A 16,658-nucleotide genomic window follows, 5' to 3' on the forward strand; every position below is an offset into this window, starting at 1 on the left:
CGCCGTGGCCGTCTCCGGTCGCCTCCCCCTGCTGCTGGCCCTCGGGCTGGTCGCGGTGGTGCTGCGCCCCGCCGTGGGCACGGTGTGGCTGTGGGTGCTGGTCGTCGGCGTGCTCGCGACGGCCGACCTCCTGCTCGCCCCGCGACCCGGCACCCTGCACCTGGAGCGCCGGCCCGTGCCGACGACCCGGCTGCACGAGGAGGTCGAGAGCGCGCTGCTGGTGCGCAACGACGGGCGCCGACGGGTGCACGGCGTGCTGCGCGACGCCTGGCAGCCCACCGCCGGGGCCGGGCCCGACCGGCACCGGCTCGACCTGGCCGGGGGCGCGACGGTGCTGCTGCGCACCCCGCTGCGCCCGCGCCGGCGCGGCGACCTGCGCGCCGTCGGCGTCACCGTGCGCTGCTGGGGGCCGCTCGGGCTGGTCGCGCGCCAGGCCACGACGGCCCTGCCCGGGAGCGTGCGGGCGCTCCCGGCGTTCGAGTCGCGCAAGCACCTGCCCTCCCGCCTGGCCCGGCTGCGCGACCTCGACGGGCGCGCCGCCGTGCGGGTGCGGGGCCAGGGCACCGAGTTCGACTCGCTGCGCGAGTACGTGCGCGGCGACGACGTGCGCTCCATCGACTGGCGCTCCACGGCCCGCAACCGCTCGGTGGTCGTGCGCACCTGGCAGCCCGAGCGCGACCGCCGGGTGGTGCTCGTGCTCGACACCTCACGCACCTCGGCCGGCCGCGTCGACGACGTGCCGCGCCTCGACTCCGCCATGGACGCCGCGCTGCTGCTGGGGGCGCTGGCCGCGCGCGCCGGCGACCGGGTCGACCTCCTGGCCGGTGACCGGGTCGTGCGGGCCCGGCTGCGCGCGGCCGGGGCCCGTGACGTCGCGGCGCGGCTCCAGGAGCAGATGGCCGACCTGGAGCCGGTGATCGTGGAGGCCGACTGGCGTGCGCTGGCCGGCGCCGTCACCGGCCTCGGGCGGCAGCGGGCACTGGTCGTGCTGCTGACCCCGCTCGAGCCCGCCGCGGTCGAGGAGGGCCTGCTGCCCGTGCTGCCCGTGCTCGTGCGCCACCACCGGGTGGTGGTGGCCTCCGTGCGCGACCCCGCGCTCGGCCGGCTGGCCGCCGCCCGCGGCACCGCCGAGGAGGTGTACGCCGCCGCGGCCGCCGAGCAGGTGCTCGAGCGCCGGACCCGCACCGCCGAGCTGCTGCGCGCCCTCGGGGTCGACGTGGTCGACGCCGACGCCGAGCGGCTGCCCCCCGCACTGGCCGACCACTACCTCGGGCTCAAGGCCCGCGGGCTGCTGTAGGGGCTCAGGCCTGGGTGGCGACCCGGTCCTCGAGCAGCGCGGCGTCGAGGTCGCCGGTGTGGCCCCGCTGCACCGCGCGGCGGCCCAGCACGAGGACGTAGGCGAGGAACACCGCCTCGGCGAGCACGCCGATGCCCACCCGGGCCCAGGTCGGCAGCCCCGAGGGCGTCACGAAGCCCTCGATGGCGCCCGAGACGAGGAGCACCACGACCAGCCCGAGGGCGACCGTGCCCGCCGTGCGGCCCTCGCGCGCGATCGACTGCCCCCGCGACAGCGCGCCGGGCTCGATCCACGACCAGAACAGCCGCAGCCCCACCCCGCCGGCCACGAAGACGGCCGTGAGTTCGAGCAGCCCGTGGGGCAGGATCAGGCCCCAGAACTGCTGCCCCCGGTCGGCGCGGTGCATGATCGAGCCGATGATCGCGAGGTTGCTGATGTTGGTGAAGAGCACGTAGACCACCGGCAGGCCCAGCACCCCGAGGGCGATGCAGAGCGCGGCGACCCAGGCGTTGTTGACCCACACCTGGGTGGCGAAGCTGCCGGCGGCGTACTCGCTGTAGTAGCCCTCGAAGTCCTGCTGCACCAGCTGGTCGACCTCGGCGGGCGAGAGCAGCGACTGCTCCACCACCGGGTTGTCGAGCAGCCACAGCATCATCACCGCGGTCACCACCACGTTGCCGGCCAGGCAGCCCAGCCACCACCAGCGCAGCCGGTAGAGAGCGGCGGGGAAGCGGTCGACGAAGAACGACGCCACGGTGCGCCACGAGCCGACCCGGGTGCCGACGGCGCGGTTGCGGGCGCGCGCCAGCAGCGAGGAGAGGTGGGCCACCAGGGTCGGGTCGGGAGCCGAGGCCCGCACGACCGAGAGGTGGGTGCCGACGCGCTGGTAGAGCTCGACCAGCTCGTCGCTGGCCGCCCCGTCGAGGCGCCGGCGGCCCACGAGCTCCTCGAGCCGCTGCCAGTCGCGCGCGTGCGCCTGCACGTAGGCGTCGAGGTCCACGCACCCAGCCTAGACTGGCGGCGATGTCGACCCCCGATCGCGCGCACCTCACCGCCGACGACCTCGTCACCGGCGACGCGGTCGCCCTCGACCTGCCGGCGGCCGGGCTCGGCGCCCGGATGGTGTCGGGGCTCATCGACGTGGTGGTGACCGTGGCGCTGCTCGTGGCCGTGGTGCTCCTGCTGCTCACCGCGACCCTGCAGGCCGACCAGGCCCTCGCCACCGTGGGCATGATCGGCTCGCTGATCGTGGTCTTCCTGGTCGTGCCGACCGCGGTCGAGACGCTCACCCGCGGCAAGTCGCTGGGCAAGTGGGCGATGGGGCTGCGCACGGTGCGCGACGACGCCGGGCCGATCTCCTTCCAGCACGCCTTCGTGCGGTCCCTGGTCGGCTTCGTGGAGGTCTACGCCTTCACCGGGGCCCCGGCCTTCCTCTCCGCGCTGGTCAGCTCCCGGGGCAAGCGGCTCGGCGACTACGCCGCCGGCACCTACGTCGTGCGCGAGCGGGTGCGTCTGCAGCTGGCGCCGCCGCTGCCGATGCCGCCACCGCTCGCCGCGTGGGCCCGCGGCGCCGACATCGCGCCGCTGCCCCTGGGTCTCGCGGTCGCCGTGCGTCAGCTGCTGGGGCGCCTGGGTCAGGTGGACCCCGCCGCGCGCGCGGGCCTGGCGGCCCGCCTGGCCGAGCAGGTGGCCCCGCACGTCTCACCGCCCCCGCCGCCCGGCACCCCGCCCGAGGCGTTCCTGGTGGCCGTCGTGGCCGCGCGCCGCGAGCGCGACACCGCCCGCCTGGAGCGCGAGGCCCGGATGCGCCAGCGGCTCACCTCACGCGGCTGAGCCCCCGACCGCGTCGGTCGGGGGCTCAGCGCGGGGCGTGTGCTCAGTAGCTGGTGAAGAGCAGGCGGTTGGGCGAGCCGTTGACGCCGGAGACCACGTTGGTGGTGGCGTTGCCGAGGAGGGCGTTGGTCACCGTGGCCGGGGAGGCCGAGGGGTTGGTCTGGAGGTACTGCGCGGCCACGCCCGCGACGTGCGGGGAGGCCATCGAGGTGCCCGAGATGGTGTTGGTGGCCGTCGAGCTGCCGATCCACGCCGAGGTGATCGAGGAGCCCGGCGCGAAGATGTCCACGCAGGAGCCGTAGTTGGAGTACGACGCACGGGCGTCGCTCGACGTCGTGGCGCCGACGGTGATGGCCGACGCGGCGCGGGCGGGCGAGACGTTGCAGGCGTTCTGGTTCTCGTTGCCGGCCGCGACCACGGTGGTGACACCGGCGTTGACCATGCGCTGGATGGCGGCGTCGGTGGCGCTGTCGGCGGGGCCGCCCAGGCTCATGTTGGCCACGGCCGGGCGCACGCCCTGGCCGGCGACCCAGTCCATGCCCGCGATGACGCCGGAGTTGGCGCCCGAGCCCTGGCAGTCGAGCACGCGCACGGGCACGAGGGTGACCTGCTTGGCCACGCCGTAGGTCGAGCCGCCGACGGTGCCGGCGACGTGGGTGCCGTGGCCGTTGCAGTCGCTGGTGCCGCGGCCGTCGTTGATGGCGGTGGCGCCGGCGGCGACGCGGCCGGCGAAGTCGGCGTGCGAGGCGTTGATGCCGGTGTCGATGACGTAGGCCCGCACACCGGAGCCGGTGGCGTTGTAGGTGAAGGTGCCCGAGCGGGGCAGCGAGCGCTGGTCGATGCGGTCCAGGCCCCAGGTGGCGTTGCTCTGGGTGGCGGAGATGGTCACGACCGCGTCCTGCTGCACGAACTGCGTGTCGGGGTCGGCACGCACGGCGTCGAGCTGCTCGGGGGTCAGCCGCGCGGCGTAGCCGCCCAGGTCGTCGTAGACCTCGGTGACCTTGCCGCCCTCGCCGGCGACGGCGCCGTCGGCCTCGGCGCGGACCTTGTCGGCCCCCTCCTTCAGCACGACGATGTAGCGCCCGGAGATCGCGTCGGAGCTGCGCAGCAGCGGGGCGGAGCCTGCCTCGGCCGGCGCGGTGGCGACGGTGTCGGAGCCGGCGGGGAGCGCGGTGGCGGCGGGGCTGCCCGCGACGCCGACCGCACCGAGGGCGAGCGCGGCGAGGGCCGCGGTCGACAGGGCTGCGTGCTTGACCATCTTCATGACCTCCAAGGACCGGGTCCCGGTCCCCACGTAGGACACACGTCCCGAGAGCGGACGGTGGACGACACCACGTCGTCGGGCACAACCTCTCCCGCACGCACACCCGGTGACTAGCGGGGAAACCCTCGCAGCGACCCTCGCGGCACCCTCGCCGCCCATCGGGTCAGACCCGGCGGTAGACCAGGTCGGTGATGGCCCGGCCGGCCTCGACGCCCTTGCGCTCGAACTTCGTCACCGGACGCTCGCCCCAGCGCTCCACGACGCCGCCCTCCAGGGCGGGCTCGGCGTCGAGCACGGCCTCCATCTGCTCGGCGTAGTCGCCCCAGTCGGTCGCCAGGCGCCAGGCGCCGCCGGGGCGCAGGCGGGAGGCGACCAGGGCCGCGAAGTCGGCGTCGACGAGGCGACGCTTGCGGTGCTTCTTCTTGTGCCACGGGTCGGGGAAGAAGGTCCAGACCTCCTCCAGGGTGCCCGGGGCGATGCGGTGCTCGGTGGTCCACACGGCGTCGACCCCGCAGAGGCGCACGTTGGTCGCCCCTGTCTCGGCCAGCCGCCACAGGGTGTCGGCCACGCCCGGGCGCCACACCTCCAGCGCCAGCACGTCGTACGCCGGTCGCGCGGCGGCCAGCACGGCGGTGGCCTCCCCCACGCCCGAGCCGATCTCGAGGATCATCGGCGCCTGCCGGCCGAACCAGGCGGCCCAGGAGAAGTCGGGGTCGTCGACGGCCTCGTCGGGCACGACCAGACCCTCGTGGTGGGCCTCCCACGCCTCGGCCTGGCGCGGGGTGAAGCGCTGGCCGCGCCGGGAGTAGCTGAGCACCTCGCGCACCCGACGGCCGTCGTCGGTGAGCTTGAGGTGGGGGCGGGCCGGGGTCACCCGGTCGGTCATGTCTCTCCTCGGCGTTGCTGGTGCGGGTGCGGGTGCTCGTGGTGGTGCTGGGGTGGTGCGGACGCGCAAGAGCCCCCAGCCCGAAGGCTGGGGGCTCTCACAGGTGCTTCAGTCGATCACTTGGTGATCTTGGTGACCCGACCGGCGCCGACGGTGCGGCCGCCCTCGCGGATCGCGAAGCGCAGACCCTCGTCCATGGCGATGGGCTGGATCAGCTCGACGGCCATCTCGGTGTTGTCACCGGGCATGACCATCTCGGTGCCCTCGGGCAGCGTCACGACGCCCGTCACGTCCGTGGTGCGGAAGTAGAACTGCGGGCGGTAGTTGTTGAAGAACGGCGTGTGACGGCCGCCCTCCTCCTTCGACAGGATGTAGACCGAGGCGTCGAAGTTGGTGTGCGGGGTCGTGGTGCCCGGCTTGATGACGACCATGCCGCGCTCGATGTCCTCGCGCTTGGTGCCGCGCAGGAGGAGACCGACGTTCTCGCCGGCCTGGCCCTCGTCGAGCAGCTTGCGGAACATCTCGACACCGGTGACGGTCGACTTCTGGGCCTTCTCGCGGATGCCGATGATCTCGACCTCCTCGTTGACCTTGACGATGCCGCGCTCGATGCGACCGGTGATGACGGTGCCGCGACCGGTGATCGTGAAGACGTCCTCGACGGGCATGAGGAACGGCTTGTCGGTCTCACGCTCGGGGGTCGGGATGGCCTCGTCGACCGCGTCCATGAGCTCCATGATCGAGTCGCCCCACTTGGCGTCGCCCTGCAGCGCCGGGAAGGCGGCCACGCGGACGACCGGGATGTCGTCGCCGGGGAACTCGTACTCCGAGAGGAGCTCGCGCACCTCCATCTCGACGAGCTCGATGAGCTCCTCGTCGTCGACCATGTCGCACTTGTTGAGCGCGACGACCAGGGCCGGCACGCCGACCTGGCGGGCGAGCAGCACGTGCTCACGCGTCTGGGGCATGGGGCCGTCGGTCGCGGCGACCACGAGGATCGCGCCGTCCATCTGAGCCGCGCCGGTGATCATGTTCTTGATGTAGTCGGCGTGACCGGGGCAGTCGACGTGCGCGTAGTGGCGGTTCTCGGTCTGGTACTCGACGTGCGCGATCGAGATCGTGATGCCGCGCTGACGCTCCTCGGGAGCCTTGTCGATGTCCTCGAACGCCGAAGCGGCGTTGAGGTCCGGGTGCTTGTCGTGCAGCACCTTCGTGATGGCAGCGGTCAGCGTCGTCTTGCCGTGGTCGATGTGACCGATGGTGCCGATGTTGACGTGCGGCTTGGTCCGCTCGAACTTCGCCTTAGCCACGGTGGGCTCCTCCTGTGGTGGTTGTTGCTTGACTCGTACTTGCTGGGGGTGGTGCCGAGGATCTGTCGCTGCGCAACCCTAGAGGGTCACTCGCCACGGACCTTCTTGATGATCTCGTCGGCGATGTTCGAAGGAACCTCGGCGTACGAGTCGAACTCCATCGAGTACGACGCCTGGCCGGAGGTCTTGGACCTCAGGTCACCGACGTACCCGAACATCTCGGACAGGGGCACGAGGGCGTTGATGACCATGTCACCGTGCCGCTCCTCCTGCGCCTGGATCTGGCCGCGCCGCGAGTTGATGTCACCGATGACCGTGCCGAGGAAGCCCTCGGGGGTGGTGACCTCGACCGCGAACATCGGCTCGAGCAGGACCGGCTTGGCCATGCGTGCGGCCTCCTTGAAGGCCTGGTTGCCGGCGATCTTGAACGCGAGCTCGGAGGAGTCGACGTCGTGGTAGGCGCCGTCCTCGAGGGTGAACTTCACGTCGACCATCGGGTAGCCGGCGAGCACGCCGAACTCCATGGCCTCCTGGCCGCCCTGGTCCACCGACGGGATGTACTCGCGCGGGACGCGACCGCCGGAGACGCTGTTGACGAACTCGTAGCCGGCACCCGTGCCGGTCTCCGGGTCGATGTTGGGGCCGAGGTTGATGACGACCTTCGCGAACTGACCCGAGCCACCGGTCTGCTTCTTGTGGGTGTAGCTGTGGCCCTTGACCTCCTTGCGGAGGGTCTCGCGGTAGGCGACCTGCGGCTTGCCGACGGTGGCCTCGACGCGGAACTCGCGCTTCATGCGGTCGACAAGGATCTCCAGGTGGAGCTCGCCCATGCCGGCGATGATCGTCTGGCCGGTCTCCTCGTCGGACTTGACCGTGAAGGTCGGGTCCTCGTCGGAGAGGCGCTGGATCGCCATGCCCAGCTTCTCCTGGTCGCTCTTGGTCTTGGGCTCGATCGCGACCTCGATCACCGGGGCCGGGAACGTCATCGACTCGAGGACGACCTGGTTCTGCGGGTCGGACAGGGTGTGACCGGTCTTGGTGTCCTTCAGACCCATGACGGCCACGATCTGGCCGGCGCCGACCGACGCGATCTCCTCACGCTTGTTGGCGTGCATCTGGTAGACCTTGCCGATCCGCTCCTTGCGGCCGTTGACCGAGTTCACCACGGTCGAGCCGGCCTCGAGCTTGCCGGAGTAGACCCGGACGTAGATCAGCTTGCCCAGGTGCGGGTCGGAGGCGATCTTGTAGGCCAGGCCGGAGAACGGCTCGTCGTCGGAGGGCTTCCGGACGATCTCCTGCTCCTCGTCCTTGGGCGAGTGACCCACGATGCCGTCGATGTCGAGCGGCGAGGGCAGGTACTTGACGACCGCGTCGAGCAGGGGCTGGACGCCCTTGTTCTTGAACGCGGTGCCGCACAGGACGGGGTTGAGCTTGTCGGCCAGGGTGGCGCGACGGATGGCGGCCTCGAGCTCCTCGACGGTGAAGTCCTCGCCCTCGAGGTACTTCTCCATGATGGCGTCGTCGGCGTCGGCCAGGGTCTCGAGGAGCTTGGTGCGGTACTCCTCGGCCTGCTCGGCCAGCTCGGCCGGGATCTCCTCGACCTCGTAGTCCTCACCCATCTTGGTCTCGCCGCGCCAGGTGAGGGCACGCATGCCGACCAGGTCGACGACACCGAGGAAGTCGGACTCCGCGCCGATGGGCAGCTGGAGCACGAGGGGGGTGGAGTTGAGGCGCTCGACCATCATGTCGACGCAGCGGAAGAAGTCGGCGCCCGTGCGGTCGAGCTTGTTGACGAAGCACATGCGGGGCACGGAGTACTTGTTGGCCTGGCGCCACACGGTCATGGTCTGGGGCTCCACACCGGCGACACCGTCGAAGACCGCGACGGCGCCGTCGAGGACGCGCAGCGAGCGCTCCACCTCGGCGGTGAAGTCGACGTGGCCCGGGGTGTCGATGATGTTGACCTGGTGGTTCTTCCACCAGCAGGTGGTCGCGGCGGACGTGATCGTGATGCCGCGCTCCTGCTCCTGCTCCATCCAGTCCATCGTGGCGGCGCCGTCGTGGACCTCACCGATCTTGTACGAGATGCCGGTGTAGAACAGGATCCGCTCGGTGGTGGTGGTCTTACCGGCGTCGATGTGAGCCATGATGCCGATGTTGCGGACCTTGTTGAGGTCCGTGGTGATGTCGACAGCCACTGTGAGTGCGTTCCTTAGAAAGTGGGAGTGGTGCGGTGGGGACGGAGCCCCTCACGAAGTGAGGGACTCCGCCGTGGTCACCAGCGGTAGTGCGCGAAGGCCTTGTTGGACTCGGCCATCTTGTGCGTGTCCTCGCGCTTCTTCACCGCGGCACCGAGGCCGTTGGAGGCGTCGAGGATCTCGTTCATGAGGCGCTCCGACATCGTCTTCTCGCGACGGTCGGCGGCGTAGCCGACGAGCCAGCGCAGCGCGAGCGTGGTGCCGCGCGTGCCCTTGACCTCGATCGGGACCTGGTAGGTCGCACCGCCGACGCGGCGGGACTTGACCTCGATGGCCGGCTTCACGTTGTCCATCGCACGCTTCAGCGTGACGACGGGGTCGGTGCCTGTCTTCTCGCGGCAGCCCTCGAGCGCGCCGTAGACGATGCGCTGCGCGACCTGCTTCTTGCCGTCCATGAGGACCTTCGACACGAGCTGGGAGACCAGCTGCGACCCGTAGACGGGGTCGATGTCGATCGGCCGCTTGGGAGCGGGACCCTTGCGCGGCATGTCAGCTCTTCTCCTTCTTGGCCCCGTAGCGGCTGCGCGCCTGCTTGCGGTTCTTCACGCCCTGGGTGTCGAGCGACCCACGGATGATCTTGTAGCGGACACCGGGGAGGTCCTTCACACGACCGCCGCGGACGAGCACGATCGAGTGCTCCTGGAGGTTGTGGCCCACGCCCGGGATGTAGGCCGTGACCTCGACGCCGCTGGACAGGCGCACACGGGCGACCTTGCGCAGGGCGGAGTTCGGCTTCTTCGGGGTGGTGGTGTAGACGCGGGTGCAGACACCGCGTCGCTGGGGCGAACCCTTGAGGGCAGGCGTCTTGTTCTTCGACACCTTGTCCTCGCGGCCCTTGCGGACCAGCTGGTTGATCGTGGGCACCTGGTGGTTCCCCTTCTGTGTCGCTCTCAGTGCGCGGCACCTTGCCGGGCACGATCTTCGTGCGCAGGTCGACTGCGCAGGTCCTGCATGTCCGGGTGGTGCGGAGCCAACCGGCGTTGCTCACCCCCGAGGTCGGGCGTGTCGCCCGAGTGACGGTGGCTTTCGTGCAGGTGGCCGGACGGTCAGGACCCGCCGATCACTTCCGAGCACGCGCAACGGCCTGGTTGTCCCAGACACGATGACCGAGGCTACCCGGCGCCTCCAGCCCGGTCAAAACGCTGCGGAGCCCGCCGCTGAGCCGTACGAGCACCGTCACGGCGAGCGCGACGCCGACCAGGGTGAGACCACCGCCGACCACCAACGTCCACCGCGCGCCGAGGTGCTCCCCCACCCAGCCGATGAAGGGCGAGCCCAGCGGCGTGCCGCCCATGACGATGGTCATGTAGAGCGCCATGACCCTCCCCCGCAGCGCGGGGTCGGACTCCAGCTGCAGGGTGGCGTTGGCGGAGTTGAGCAGGGTGAGGGTGCAGAAGCCGATCAGGGGCACGAAGCAGGCGAAGACCAGGTACGACGGGAGCAGCCCGGCCACGATGTTGGCCACGCCGAAGCCCACCCCCGAGAGCACGAGCAGCCGCAGCCGGATGCGGGTGCGCCGCGCCGCCAGCAGCGCCCCCACCAGCGAGCCGACCGCCATCGCCGAGCCCAGCACGCCGAACTCGCTGGCGCCCAGGCCGTAGACCTCGGTGGCCATGAGCGCGGAGGTGATCTGGAAGTTCATCCCGAAGGTGCCGGCGAAGAAGACCAGCACCAGGATCATCATCATCTTCGGCTGGCTGCGCACGTAGCGCACCCCCTCGCGCAGCATGCCCGGGGTGCGCCCGCGCAGCTCGGTGGTGTGCAGCAGCGCGGTGTCCATGCGCTGCAGCTGCCAGATCACCGCGGCGTAGGACACGGCGTTGACCAGGATCACCCAGCCCGTCGCCCGGGCCCCGCCGCCGAGCGCGCCGATCATCAGCCCGGCCAGCCCGGGCCCGGCGATGCGGGCGGTGTTGAAGGCCGCGGAGTTGAGGCTGACGGCGTTGGTGACGTCGTCGCGACCGACCATCTCCGAGACGAAGGACTGCCGCGCGGGGGCGTCGAAGGCCGACCCGATCCCGAAGAGGAAGGCCAGCACGAAGACGTGCCACGTCTGGGCCGCGCCGGTCACCGCGACCACGCCCAGCACCAGCGAGCAGACGGCCATCGTCACCTGCGTGACCTGGAGCAGCCGGCGCTTGGGGAAGCGGTCGGCGACGACCCCGGCGTACGGGGAGAGCAGCAGGACGGGCAGGAACTGCAGGCCCGTGGTGATGCCCAGGGCCGTGCCCCCACCGCCGAGGCTGAGCACCAGCCAGTCCTGGGCCACCCGCTGCATCCACGTCCCGGTGTTGGAGACCACGCTGCCGGCGAGGTACAGCCGGTAGTTGTGGTTGGCCAGGGCGCGGAACGTGGGGCTCAAGCGCTGATCAGTCCTTCGGGGTCGGGGCCGGGGCGGGGTGGGGATCAGTCGAGGCGGGCGAGGCGCTCGAGGACGGGGGCGGCGCTGCGCAGGACCGCGCGCTCGTCGGGGCCGAGCGAGGCCAGCGCGGTGGCCAGCCACTCGTCGCGACGACGACGGTCGGCCAGCACGGTCTCGCGACCCAGGTCGGTGAGCGCGACGACCACCTTGCGGCCGTCGTCGGCGTCGGCGCGGCGGTCCACGTGACCCCGCTCGGCCAGGGCGTTGACCACCCGGGTCATGCTCGGCGGCTGCACCCGCTCGTGGGCGGCGAGCGCGCCGACCGTGAGGTCGCCTTGGCGGAAGAGCGCACCCAGGACGGCCATGGCGTTCATCGACAGGTCGTTGTCGGGGTGGCGCTCGGCGGCCAGCCGGCGGCGCAGCCGCATCACCGAGAGCCGCAGCTCCGAGGCGAGCCCCGCGTCGGTGCGGGCGACCTTCTCCGTGGTGGGCATGTCATGGGCACAACTCATTACCCTTGCTAAGCATTCCCGCGACGGCAGGCCCGGCCCGGTCGCGCCGGGCCGGGCCTGCCCGGGTCAGGCCAGCAGGTCGGTGATCGGGTCGATCGCGAAGTAGACGACGAACAGCGCGGCCACGACCCACATCAGCGGGGCCACGGCACGCGCCTTGCCGCGCACGACCTTGATCAGCACGAAGGCGAGGAAGCCGGCGCCGATGCCGACGGTGATCGAGTAGGTGAAGGGCATGAGCACGATGGTGAGGAAGGCCGGCAGCGCGATCTCCAGGTCGTCCCAGTCGATCTCGCGCACCTGCTGCATCATCAGGAAGCCCACCAGCACCAGGGCCGGCACGGCCGCCTCCGACGGGATCACCGCGACCAGCGGCGCGAGGAAGATGGTGAGCAGGAACAGCACCCCGGTGACCACCGAGGCCAGCCCGGTGCGCGCGCCCTCGCCGACCCCGGAGGCCGACTCGATGTAGGAGGTGTTGGACGAGACGCCGGCCGCGCCGCCGCCGGCCGCGGCCAGCGAGTCGACGACCAGGATGCGCCGGGTGCGCGGGGGCATGCCGTCCTCGTCGAGCAGGTCGGCCTCCGCGCCGATGGCGGTCATGGTGCCCATGGTGTCGAAGAAGTCGGCCAGCAGCAGGGTGAAGACCAGCAGCAGCGCGGCGACGACGCCGATGCGGTCGAAGGAGCCGAGCAGGGAGAACTCCCCCAGCGTGCCGAAGTCGGGCGAGGCCACCAGGTCGGAGGGGAGCTCGGGCGTGGTGAGGCTCCAGCCGCCGACGTGGCCGATCTCCTCGACCAGCACGGCCACGGCGGTGGTCACGACGATGGCCACGAGGATCGCCCCGCGCACCTGGCGCACCCACAGCGCCACCACGAGCACCAGGCCGAGGGCGAAGACGAGGACGGGCCAGCCCGAGAGCTGACCGGTGGCGCCGAGCTGCACCGGCACGGTGGTGCCGGCGGCGTCGGGGATGCGCTGCACGAAGCCGGCGTCGACGAAGCCGATGAGCGCGATGAAGAGCCCGATGCCGACCGAGATGGCCACCTTGAGCTGCGCGGGCACGGCGTGGAAGACGGCCTCGCGGAAGCCGGTCAGCACCAGCACCAGGATCACCAGGCCCTCGAGCACGACCAGGCCCATCGCGTCGGCCCACGTCATCTGGGAGGCCACCGAGAAGGCCACGAAGGCGTTGAGCCCCAGCCCGGTGGCCAGCGCCATCGGGTAGTTGGCCACCACCCCCATCAGGATCGTGGCCACTCCCGCGACCAGCGAGGTGCCCGCCGCGATCACCGCGAGGTTGCCCGGCCCGGGGCCGCCCAGGGTCTGGCCATCGGCGTCGAGGGCGAAGCCCAGGATGAGGGGGTTGAGCACGACGATGTAGGCCATGGTCACGAACGTGACCACGCCGCCGCGCACCTCGCGGGCCACCGTCGAGCCGCGCTGGGAGATCTGGAAGAAGCCGTCGATGCCGGCAGGACGGCCCACGGGGCGCACAGGACTGCTCACGGGGAGCAACCTTCTCAGCCCGGGCACCGTCGCTGTCAACGCGGACCGACCCGTGGTCCTCCCCGTGGTCCTCCCCGTGGTCCGCGTGGTGGGGCGAGGGCCACTACAGTCGCCCGCGTGGAGCTCCGCGACGACCAGCCGACGCAGCACGAGATCGGCAACCGCACCTACGTCGTCGCCGACGTCGAGCCGCTCGACATCGACGGCGTGCGCACCGTCTGGGTCGGGGTCGGGCTGTGGCTGCTCGCCTTCGTCGCCCTCCTCCCGTTCTACGGCCGGCTCGAGGAGTCGGGACGCACCTGGTGGCTGTGGACGTGCCTGTCCGGCTTCGGCCTGGGCCTGCTGGGCGTCGAGTACTGCCGCCGGCGCCGGCGGGCCCGCGCCGACCAGGCCGACCAGGCCGACCGGGCCGATGACTGAGCCGTCGCCGCCGACGCGCTGGGCCCGGGGCGGGGAGGCCAACGCCGGCTACGCGCTGCGCTTCGCCGAGCTGGTCGAGGCCGGCGACGACGTGGACGGCGAGGCCCGGCTGGCCGACGCCCTGCTCCCCCGCGGCGGGCGCGTGCTCGACGCGGGCTCGGGCATGGGGCGCGTCGGCGCCGCGCTCCTCGGTCGCGGGCACCGGGTGGTGGGCTGCGAGCCCGACGCGGCGCTCGTGGCGCAGTCGCGGCGCACCTACCCCGGGCTGACGGTGCTGCCGGTCGACGTCCTCGAGCTCAACCCCGCGGTGCTCGAGGCCGCCGGCGCCCCGACCGGCTTCGACCTCGTCACCTGCGTGGGCAACGTCATGATCTTCCTGGCCGAGGGCACCGAGCGCGCGGTGCTGCGCCGGCTGCGCGACCTGCTCTCACCGACGGGGCGCCTCCTCGTCGGCTTCCACCTCGAGGGCGGGCCCACGACCAGCCGGGTCTACCCCGCCGCGGAGTTCGTCGCCGACGCCGAGGCCGCCGGCCTGCGCGTCGACCTGCGCCTGGGCGGCTACGACCTGCGCCCCGCCGACCCGGCGTACGCCGTGTGGGTGCTGAGCCGCGACGACGCGCCGGCCGCCGCGGGCGACCACCGCACCGTCACCCACGACCCGGCCTGAGCGGCCCGGCGCGGGAGGCCGGGCTCAGAAGCGCTCGACGTCGCCCGGGGTGAGGGTGTCGAAGACCGGCTCGGGCACGGGCACGGGCTCGTGCTTCTTGGCCAGGCGCACCTCGGAGTGGGCGCCGCAGCCGTGGTCGAAGGAGACCACGCGACCGTCGTCGTTGGCGTCGCCGTTGGCGCAGACGCCGAAGGTGTCCGACAGCGGGCCGGCCAGGCGCACGAGGAAGCCGCAGGAGTGGCAGTGGTCGGGGGCGGCCTGGGCCAGCGCCGAGCCGGGGCCGGCGTCACCGTCGTACCACCGCTGGGCCGCGAGGTCGCGGCCCTCGACCGACAGGGTGCGGACGCGGCCCAGGCCGAGGTCCTGGGCCACCTGGCGCACCTGGGCGCGGTCGTCGGCGTCGAGCGGGTCGTCGCCGTAGGACCAGGTCGGCACGAGGCGCGGGTCGTCGTCGTCGACCGGCAGCAGGTCGCCGGGCGAGAGGTCGCCGGGCTGCAGGCGCTCGCGGTAGGGCACCCAGGCCGGTGCGACGATGGCGGACTCACCGGGGATGAGGACGACCTCGTCGACGGTGACGGCCTTCTGCCGCGAGGCGCGCGCGACGGTGACCGACCAGCGCCAGCCGGAGTACCCCTTGCGCAGGCAGGCGAACTGGTGGGTGACGACGCGCTCGCCCTCCACGAGGTGCCCGAGGTGGTCGCCGACGTCGACGGCGTCGACCTCGGCGAGCAGGGCCTCCCGGGCGGCGTCGACGGCCGCGACCGTCGCGGGGTCGGGCTTGGCGCGCAGCACAGTGGTCACGGCGGGCAATCATGCCTCCTCCCACCCCGCGTGTCAGGTCGGGGTCCCGTGTCCCTCCCCTCGGACGGTCGGACCCCCAGGGCAGGATGTGCCCATGACCTCGCACGGACCCGACCCGGCCGACGAGCCGACCGTGCGGATGCCGCGTGCGCGCACCCGGTCGGTGGGGCGCGGCCTGGGCACGGGCGTGCGCGCCGGAGCCCGCGGGGTGGCCGGTGTCGCCCGCGGCACCGGGCGCGCCAGCCGCTACGTCGGGCGCCAGGCCGTGCGCGCCTCCCACGCCCAGGGCGCCGACCGCTCCGGGCTGTCGCGGCTGATCCAGATGCACTTCTTCAACACCGCCGGCGACGCGGCGGTGGCGATCTCGCTGGCCGGCAGCCTCTTCTTCCAGGTGCCCTCGGGCGAGGCGCGCGGGCAGGTGGCGCTCTTCCTGGGGCTGACGATGCTCCCCTTCGCGATCGTGGCGCCGCTCATCGGCCCCTTCCTCGACCGCTTCAGCCACGGCCGCCGGTGGGCCATCGGGGCGACCATGGCGATCCGGGCCGTGCTGTGCCTGACCCTGGCCGGGGCGGCCGACGGCGAGTCGCCGCTGCTCTTCGCCGCCGCCCTGGGGGTGCTGGTCTCCTCCAAGGCCTACGGCGTGACCCGCGCCGCCGCGGTGCCCCGGCTGCTGCCCGACGACTTCACGCTGGTCAAGGCCAACGGGCGCGTCTCCATGGCCGGCATCGTCGGCGCCACCGTCTCCGCCCCCCTCGCCGGCCTGGCCTCCCTGGCCGGCCCCGAGTGGTCGCTGCGCTACGCCTTCCTGCTCTTCGTGGCCGCCACGGTCGCGGCCATCCGGCTGCCCGCCTCCGTCGACTCCAGCCAGGGCGAGGAGACGTTGGTGCTGATGGCGCCTCCGGCCGACCGCGCCGTCGGCGACGGCACCACGCGCTCGGGGCGGCCCCGCACCCGGATCCCCACCGCCGTCGCCTTCGCGCTGCGCGCCAACTGCGGGCCGCGCTGGCTCTCCGGCTTCCTGCTGATGTTCATGGCCTTCCTGCTGCGCGAGAACCCTCCCGCGAGCAGCCTGCGCCCCGAGCTGCTCATCGGGATCGTCGTGGGCGCCGCCGGCGCCGGCAACGCCCTCGGTGTCGCGGCCGCCGCCCTGCTGCGGCGGATCAACCCCGCCGTGACCGTCGTGCTCGCGCTGCTGGCCGGCACCGGGGCGGCCCTGGTCGCCACACTGTTCTACGGCGTGCTCCCCCTGGCCCTGCTCGGCCTGGTGGCCGGCCTGTCGCAGTCGCTGGCGAAGTTCTGCCTCGACGCCACCATCCAGCGCGACATCCCCGAGCGGGTGCAGGCCAGCGCCTTCGCCCGCAGCGACACCACCCTCCAGCTGGCCTGGGTGGTCGGCGGCTTCATCGGCATCGCGCTGCCGCTCGAGCCCGCCCGGCTCGGCCTCGGCGTCGCCGTGGCCGTGCTCGGGGCGTGGTCGGTCTTCGTGCTCAGCTCCTCGCGCGGGGCCGTGCGGTCGGTCGCGCGCGTCTCCTGAGCCGC

The 16,658-nt window shown here is 72.5% G+C and carries 16 protein-coding genes; 5 read left to right on the forward strand and 11 right to left on the reverse strand.

Annotated features, from left to right (window positions below; genetic code table 11):
- Positions 1–4 precede the first annotated feature (4 nt).
- Positions 5–1,297 carry a DUF58 domain-containing protein gene (locus M3673_RS04885; RefSeq protein ID WP_251532368.1) on the forward strand — a complete coding sequence of 431 codons (1,293 nt, stop codon included), beginning with the start codon at positions 5–7 and terminating at the stop codon, positions 1,295–1,297.
- Between the two features lie 4 nt (positions 1,298–1,301).
- On the opposite strand, the gene M3673_RS04890 is transcribed toward M3673_RS04885, so the two are convergent.
- Complete coding sequence (locus M3673_RS04890) at positions 1,302–2,297, reverse strand: stage II sporulation protein M (RefSeq protein WP_251532370.1); 996 nt, start codon at positions 2,295–2,297, stop codon at positions 1,302–1,304.
- Between the two features lie 23 nt (positions 2,298–2,320).
- On the opposite strand from M3673_RS04890, the gene M3673_RS04895 reads away from it, so the two are divergent.
- Complete coding sequence (locus tag M3673_RS04895) at positions 2,321–3,130, forward strand: RDD family protein (RefSeq protein ID WP_251532372.1); 810 nt, start codon at positions 2,321–2,323, stop codon at positions 3,128–3,130.
- A gap of 43 nt (positions 3,131–3,173) precedes the next feature.
- On the opposite strand, the gene M3673_RS04900 is transcribed toward M3673_RS04895, so the two are convergent.
- The 9 genes from M3673_RS04900 to M3673_RS04940 all read right to left on the reverse strand — a co-directional run bounded on the left by M3673_RS04900 (position 3,174) and on the right by M3673_RS04940 (position 13,231).
- Positions 3,174–4,388 carry a S8 family peptidase gene (locus M3673_RS04900; RefSeq protein ID WP_056862838.1) on the reverse strand — a complete coding sequence of 405 codons (1,215 nt, stop codon included), beginning with the start codon at positions 4,386–4,388 and terminating at the stop codon, positions 3,174–3,176.
- Between the two features lie 169 nt (positions 4,389–4,557).
- The gene (gene trmB / locus M3673_RS04905) at positions 4,558–5,280 is read right to left on the reverse strand and encodes a tRNA (guanosine(46)-N7)-methyltransferase TrmB (RefSeq protein ID WP_251532380.1); all 723 of its coding nucleotides are present in this window, start codon (positions 5,278–5,280) and stop codon (positions 4,558–4,560) included.
- 116 nt (positions 5,281–5,396) lie between these two features.
- On the reverse strand, positions 5,397–6,590 hold the full coding sequence (tuf, locus tag M3673_RS04910; RefSeq protein WP_056862065.1) for an elongation factor Tu: 1,194 nt from the start codon (positions 6,588–6,590) through the stop codon (positions 5,397–5,399).
- Between the two features lie 86 nt (positions 6,591–6,676).
- Positions 6,677–8,788, reverse strand: a complete 2,112-nt coding sequence (gene fusA / locus M3673_RS04915) for an elongation factor G (RefSeq protein WP_082499865.1) — start codon at positions 8,786–8,788, stop codon at positions 6,677–6,679.
- A gap of 77 nt (positions 8,789–8,865) precedes the next feature.
- Positions 8,866–9,336, reverse strand: coding sequence for a 30S ribosomal protein S7 (gene rpsG / locus M3673_RS04920; protein WP_056862064.1), 471 nt, complete (start codon positions 9,334–9,336; stop codon positions 8,866–8,868).
- 1 nt (position 9,337) lies between these two features.
- Positions 9,338–9,712 (reverse strand): 30S ribosomal protein S12, encoded by a 375-nt coding sequence (rpsL, locus tag M3673_RS04925; RefSeq protein WP_056862063.1) that lies wholly within the window; start codon positions 9,710–9,712, stop codon positions 9,338–9,340.
- 196 nt (positions 9,713–9,908) lie between these two features.
- Complete coding sequence (locus M3673_RS04930; protein ID WP_193662537.1) at positions 9,909–11,210, reverse strand: MFS transporter; 1,302 nt, start codon at positions 11,208–11,210, stop codon at positions 9,909–9,911.
- 44 nt (positions 11,211–11,254) lie between these two features.
- Positions 11,255–11,704, reverse strand: a complete 450-nt coding sequence (locus tag M3673_RS04935) for a MarR family winged helix-turn-helix transcriptional regulator (RefSeq protein ID WP_251532382.1) — start codon at positions 11,702–11,704, stop codon at positions 11,255–11,257.
- 84 nt (positions 11,705–11,788) lie between these two features.
- Complete coding sequence (locus M3673_RS04940) at positions 11,789–13,231, reverse strand: NCS2 family permease (RefSeq protein WP_228942191.1); 1,443 nt, start codon at positions 13,229–13,231, stop codon at positions 11,789–11,791.
- A gap of 117 nt (positions 13,232–13,348) precedes the next feature.
- Here M3673_RS04940 and M3673_RS19570 point away from each other — a divergent pair, with 117 nt between their 5' ends.
- The gene (locus M3673_RS19570; protein WP_200918902.1) at positions 13,349–13,651 is read left to right on the forward strand and encodes a DUF2530 domain-containing protein; all 303 of its coding nucleotides are present in this window, start codon (positions 13,349–13,351) and stop codon (positions 13,649–13,651) included.
- The gene (locus M3673_RS04950) at positions 13,644–14,318 is read left to right on the forward strand and encodes a bifunctional 2-polyprenyl-6-hydroxyphenol methylase/3-demethylubiquinol 3-O-methyltransferase UbiG (protein ID WP_193662547.1); all 675 of its coding nucleotides are present in this window, start codon (positions 13,644–13,646) and stop codon (positions 14,316–14,318) included. Before M3673_RS19570 ends, M3673_RS04950 begins: the two co-directional genes overlap by 8 nt.
- Before the next feature lie 24 nt (positions 14,319–14,342).
- Here the strand turns inward: M3673_RS04950 and M3673_RS04955 are convergent, their stop codons facing one another.
- The gene (locus tag M3673_RS04955; RefSeq protein ID WP_056862059.1) at positions 14,343–15,119 is read right to left on the reverse strand and encodes a DUF3027 domain-containing protein; all 777 of its coding nucleotides are present in this window, start codon (positions 15,117–15,119) and stop codon (positions 14,343–14,345) included.
- A gap of 94 nt (positions 15,120–15,213) precedes the next feature.
- On the opposite strand from M3673_RS04955, the gene M3673_RS04960 reads away from it, so the two are divergent.
- Complete coding sequence (locus tag M3673_RS04960) at positions 15,214–16,653, forward strand: MFS transporter (protein ID WP_227489015.1); 1,440 nt, start codon at positions 15,214–15,216, stop codon at positions 16,651–16,653.
- Positions 16,654–16,658: the final 5 nt, after the last annotated feature.

The organism is Nocardioides sp. P86 (genome assembly GCF_023712465.1).
GTDB lineage: Bacteria > Actinomycetota > Actinomycetes > Propionibacteriales > Nocardioidaceae > Nocardioides > Nocardioides kribbensis.

Bases quoted from the DNA above. Each gene is read 5' to 3' on its own strand.
- M3673_RS04895 (WP_251532372.1), top strand. From the start codon at position 2,321: ATGTCGACCCCCGATCGCGCGCACCTCACCGCCGACGACCTCGTCACC.
- M3673_RS04900 (WP_056862838.1), bottom strand. From the start codon at position 4,388: ATGGTCAAGCACGCAGCCCTGTCGACCGCGGCCCTCGCCGCGCTCGCC.
- trmB (WP_251532380.1), bottom strand. From the start codon at position 5,280: ATGACCGACCGGGTGACCCCGGCCCGCCCCCACCTCAAGCTCACCGAC.
- rpsG (WP_056862064.1), bottom strand. From the start codon at position 9,336: ATGCCGCGCAAGGGTCCCGCTCCCAAGCGGCCGATCGACATCGACCCC.
- M3673_RS04935 (WP_251532382.1), bottom strand. From the start codon at position 11,704: ATGCCCACCACGGAGAAGGTCGCCCGCACCGACGCGGGGCTCGCCTCG.
- M3673_RS04950 (WP_193662547.1), top strand. From the start codon at position 13,644: ATGACTGAGCCGTCGCCGCCGACGCGCTGGGCCCGGGGCGGGGAGGCC.
- M3673_RS04960 (WP_227489015.1), top strand. From the start codon at position 15,214: ATGACCTCGCACGGACCCGACCCGGCCGACGAGCCGACCGTGCGGATG.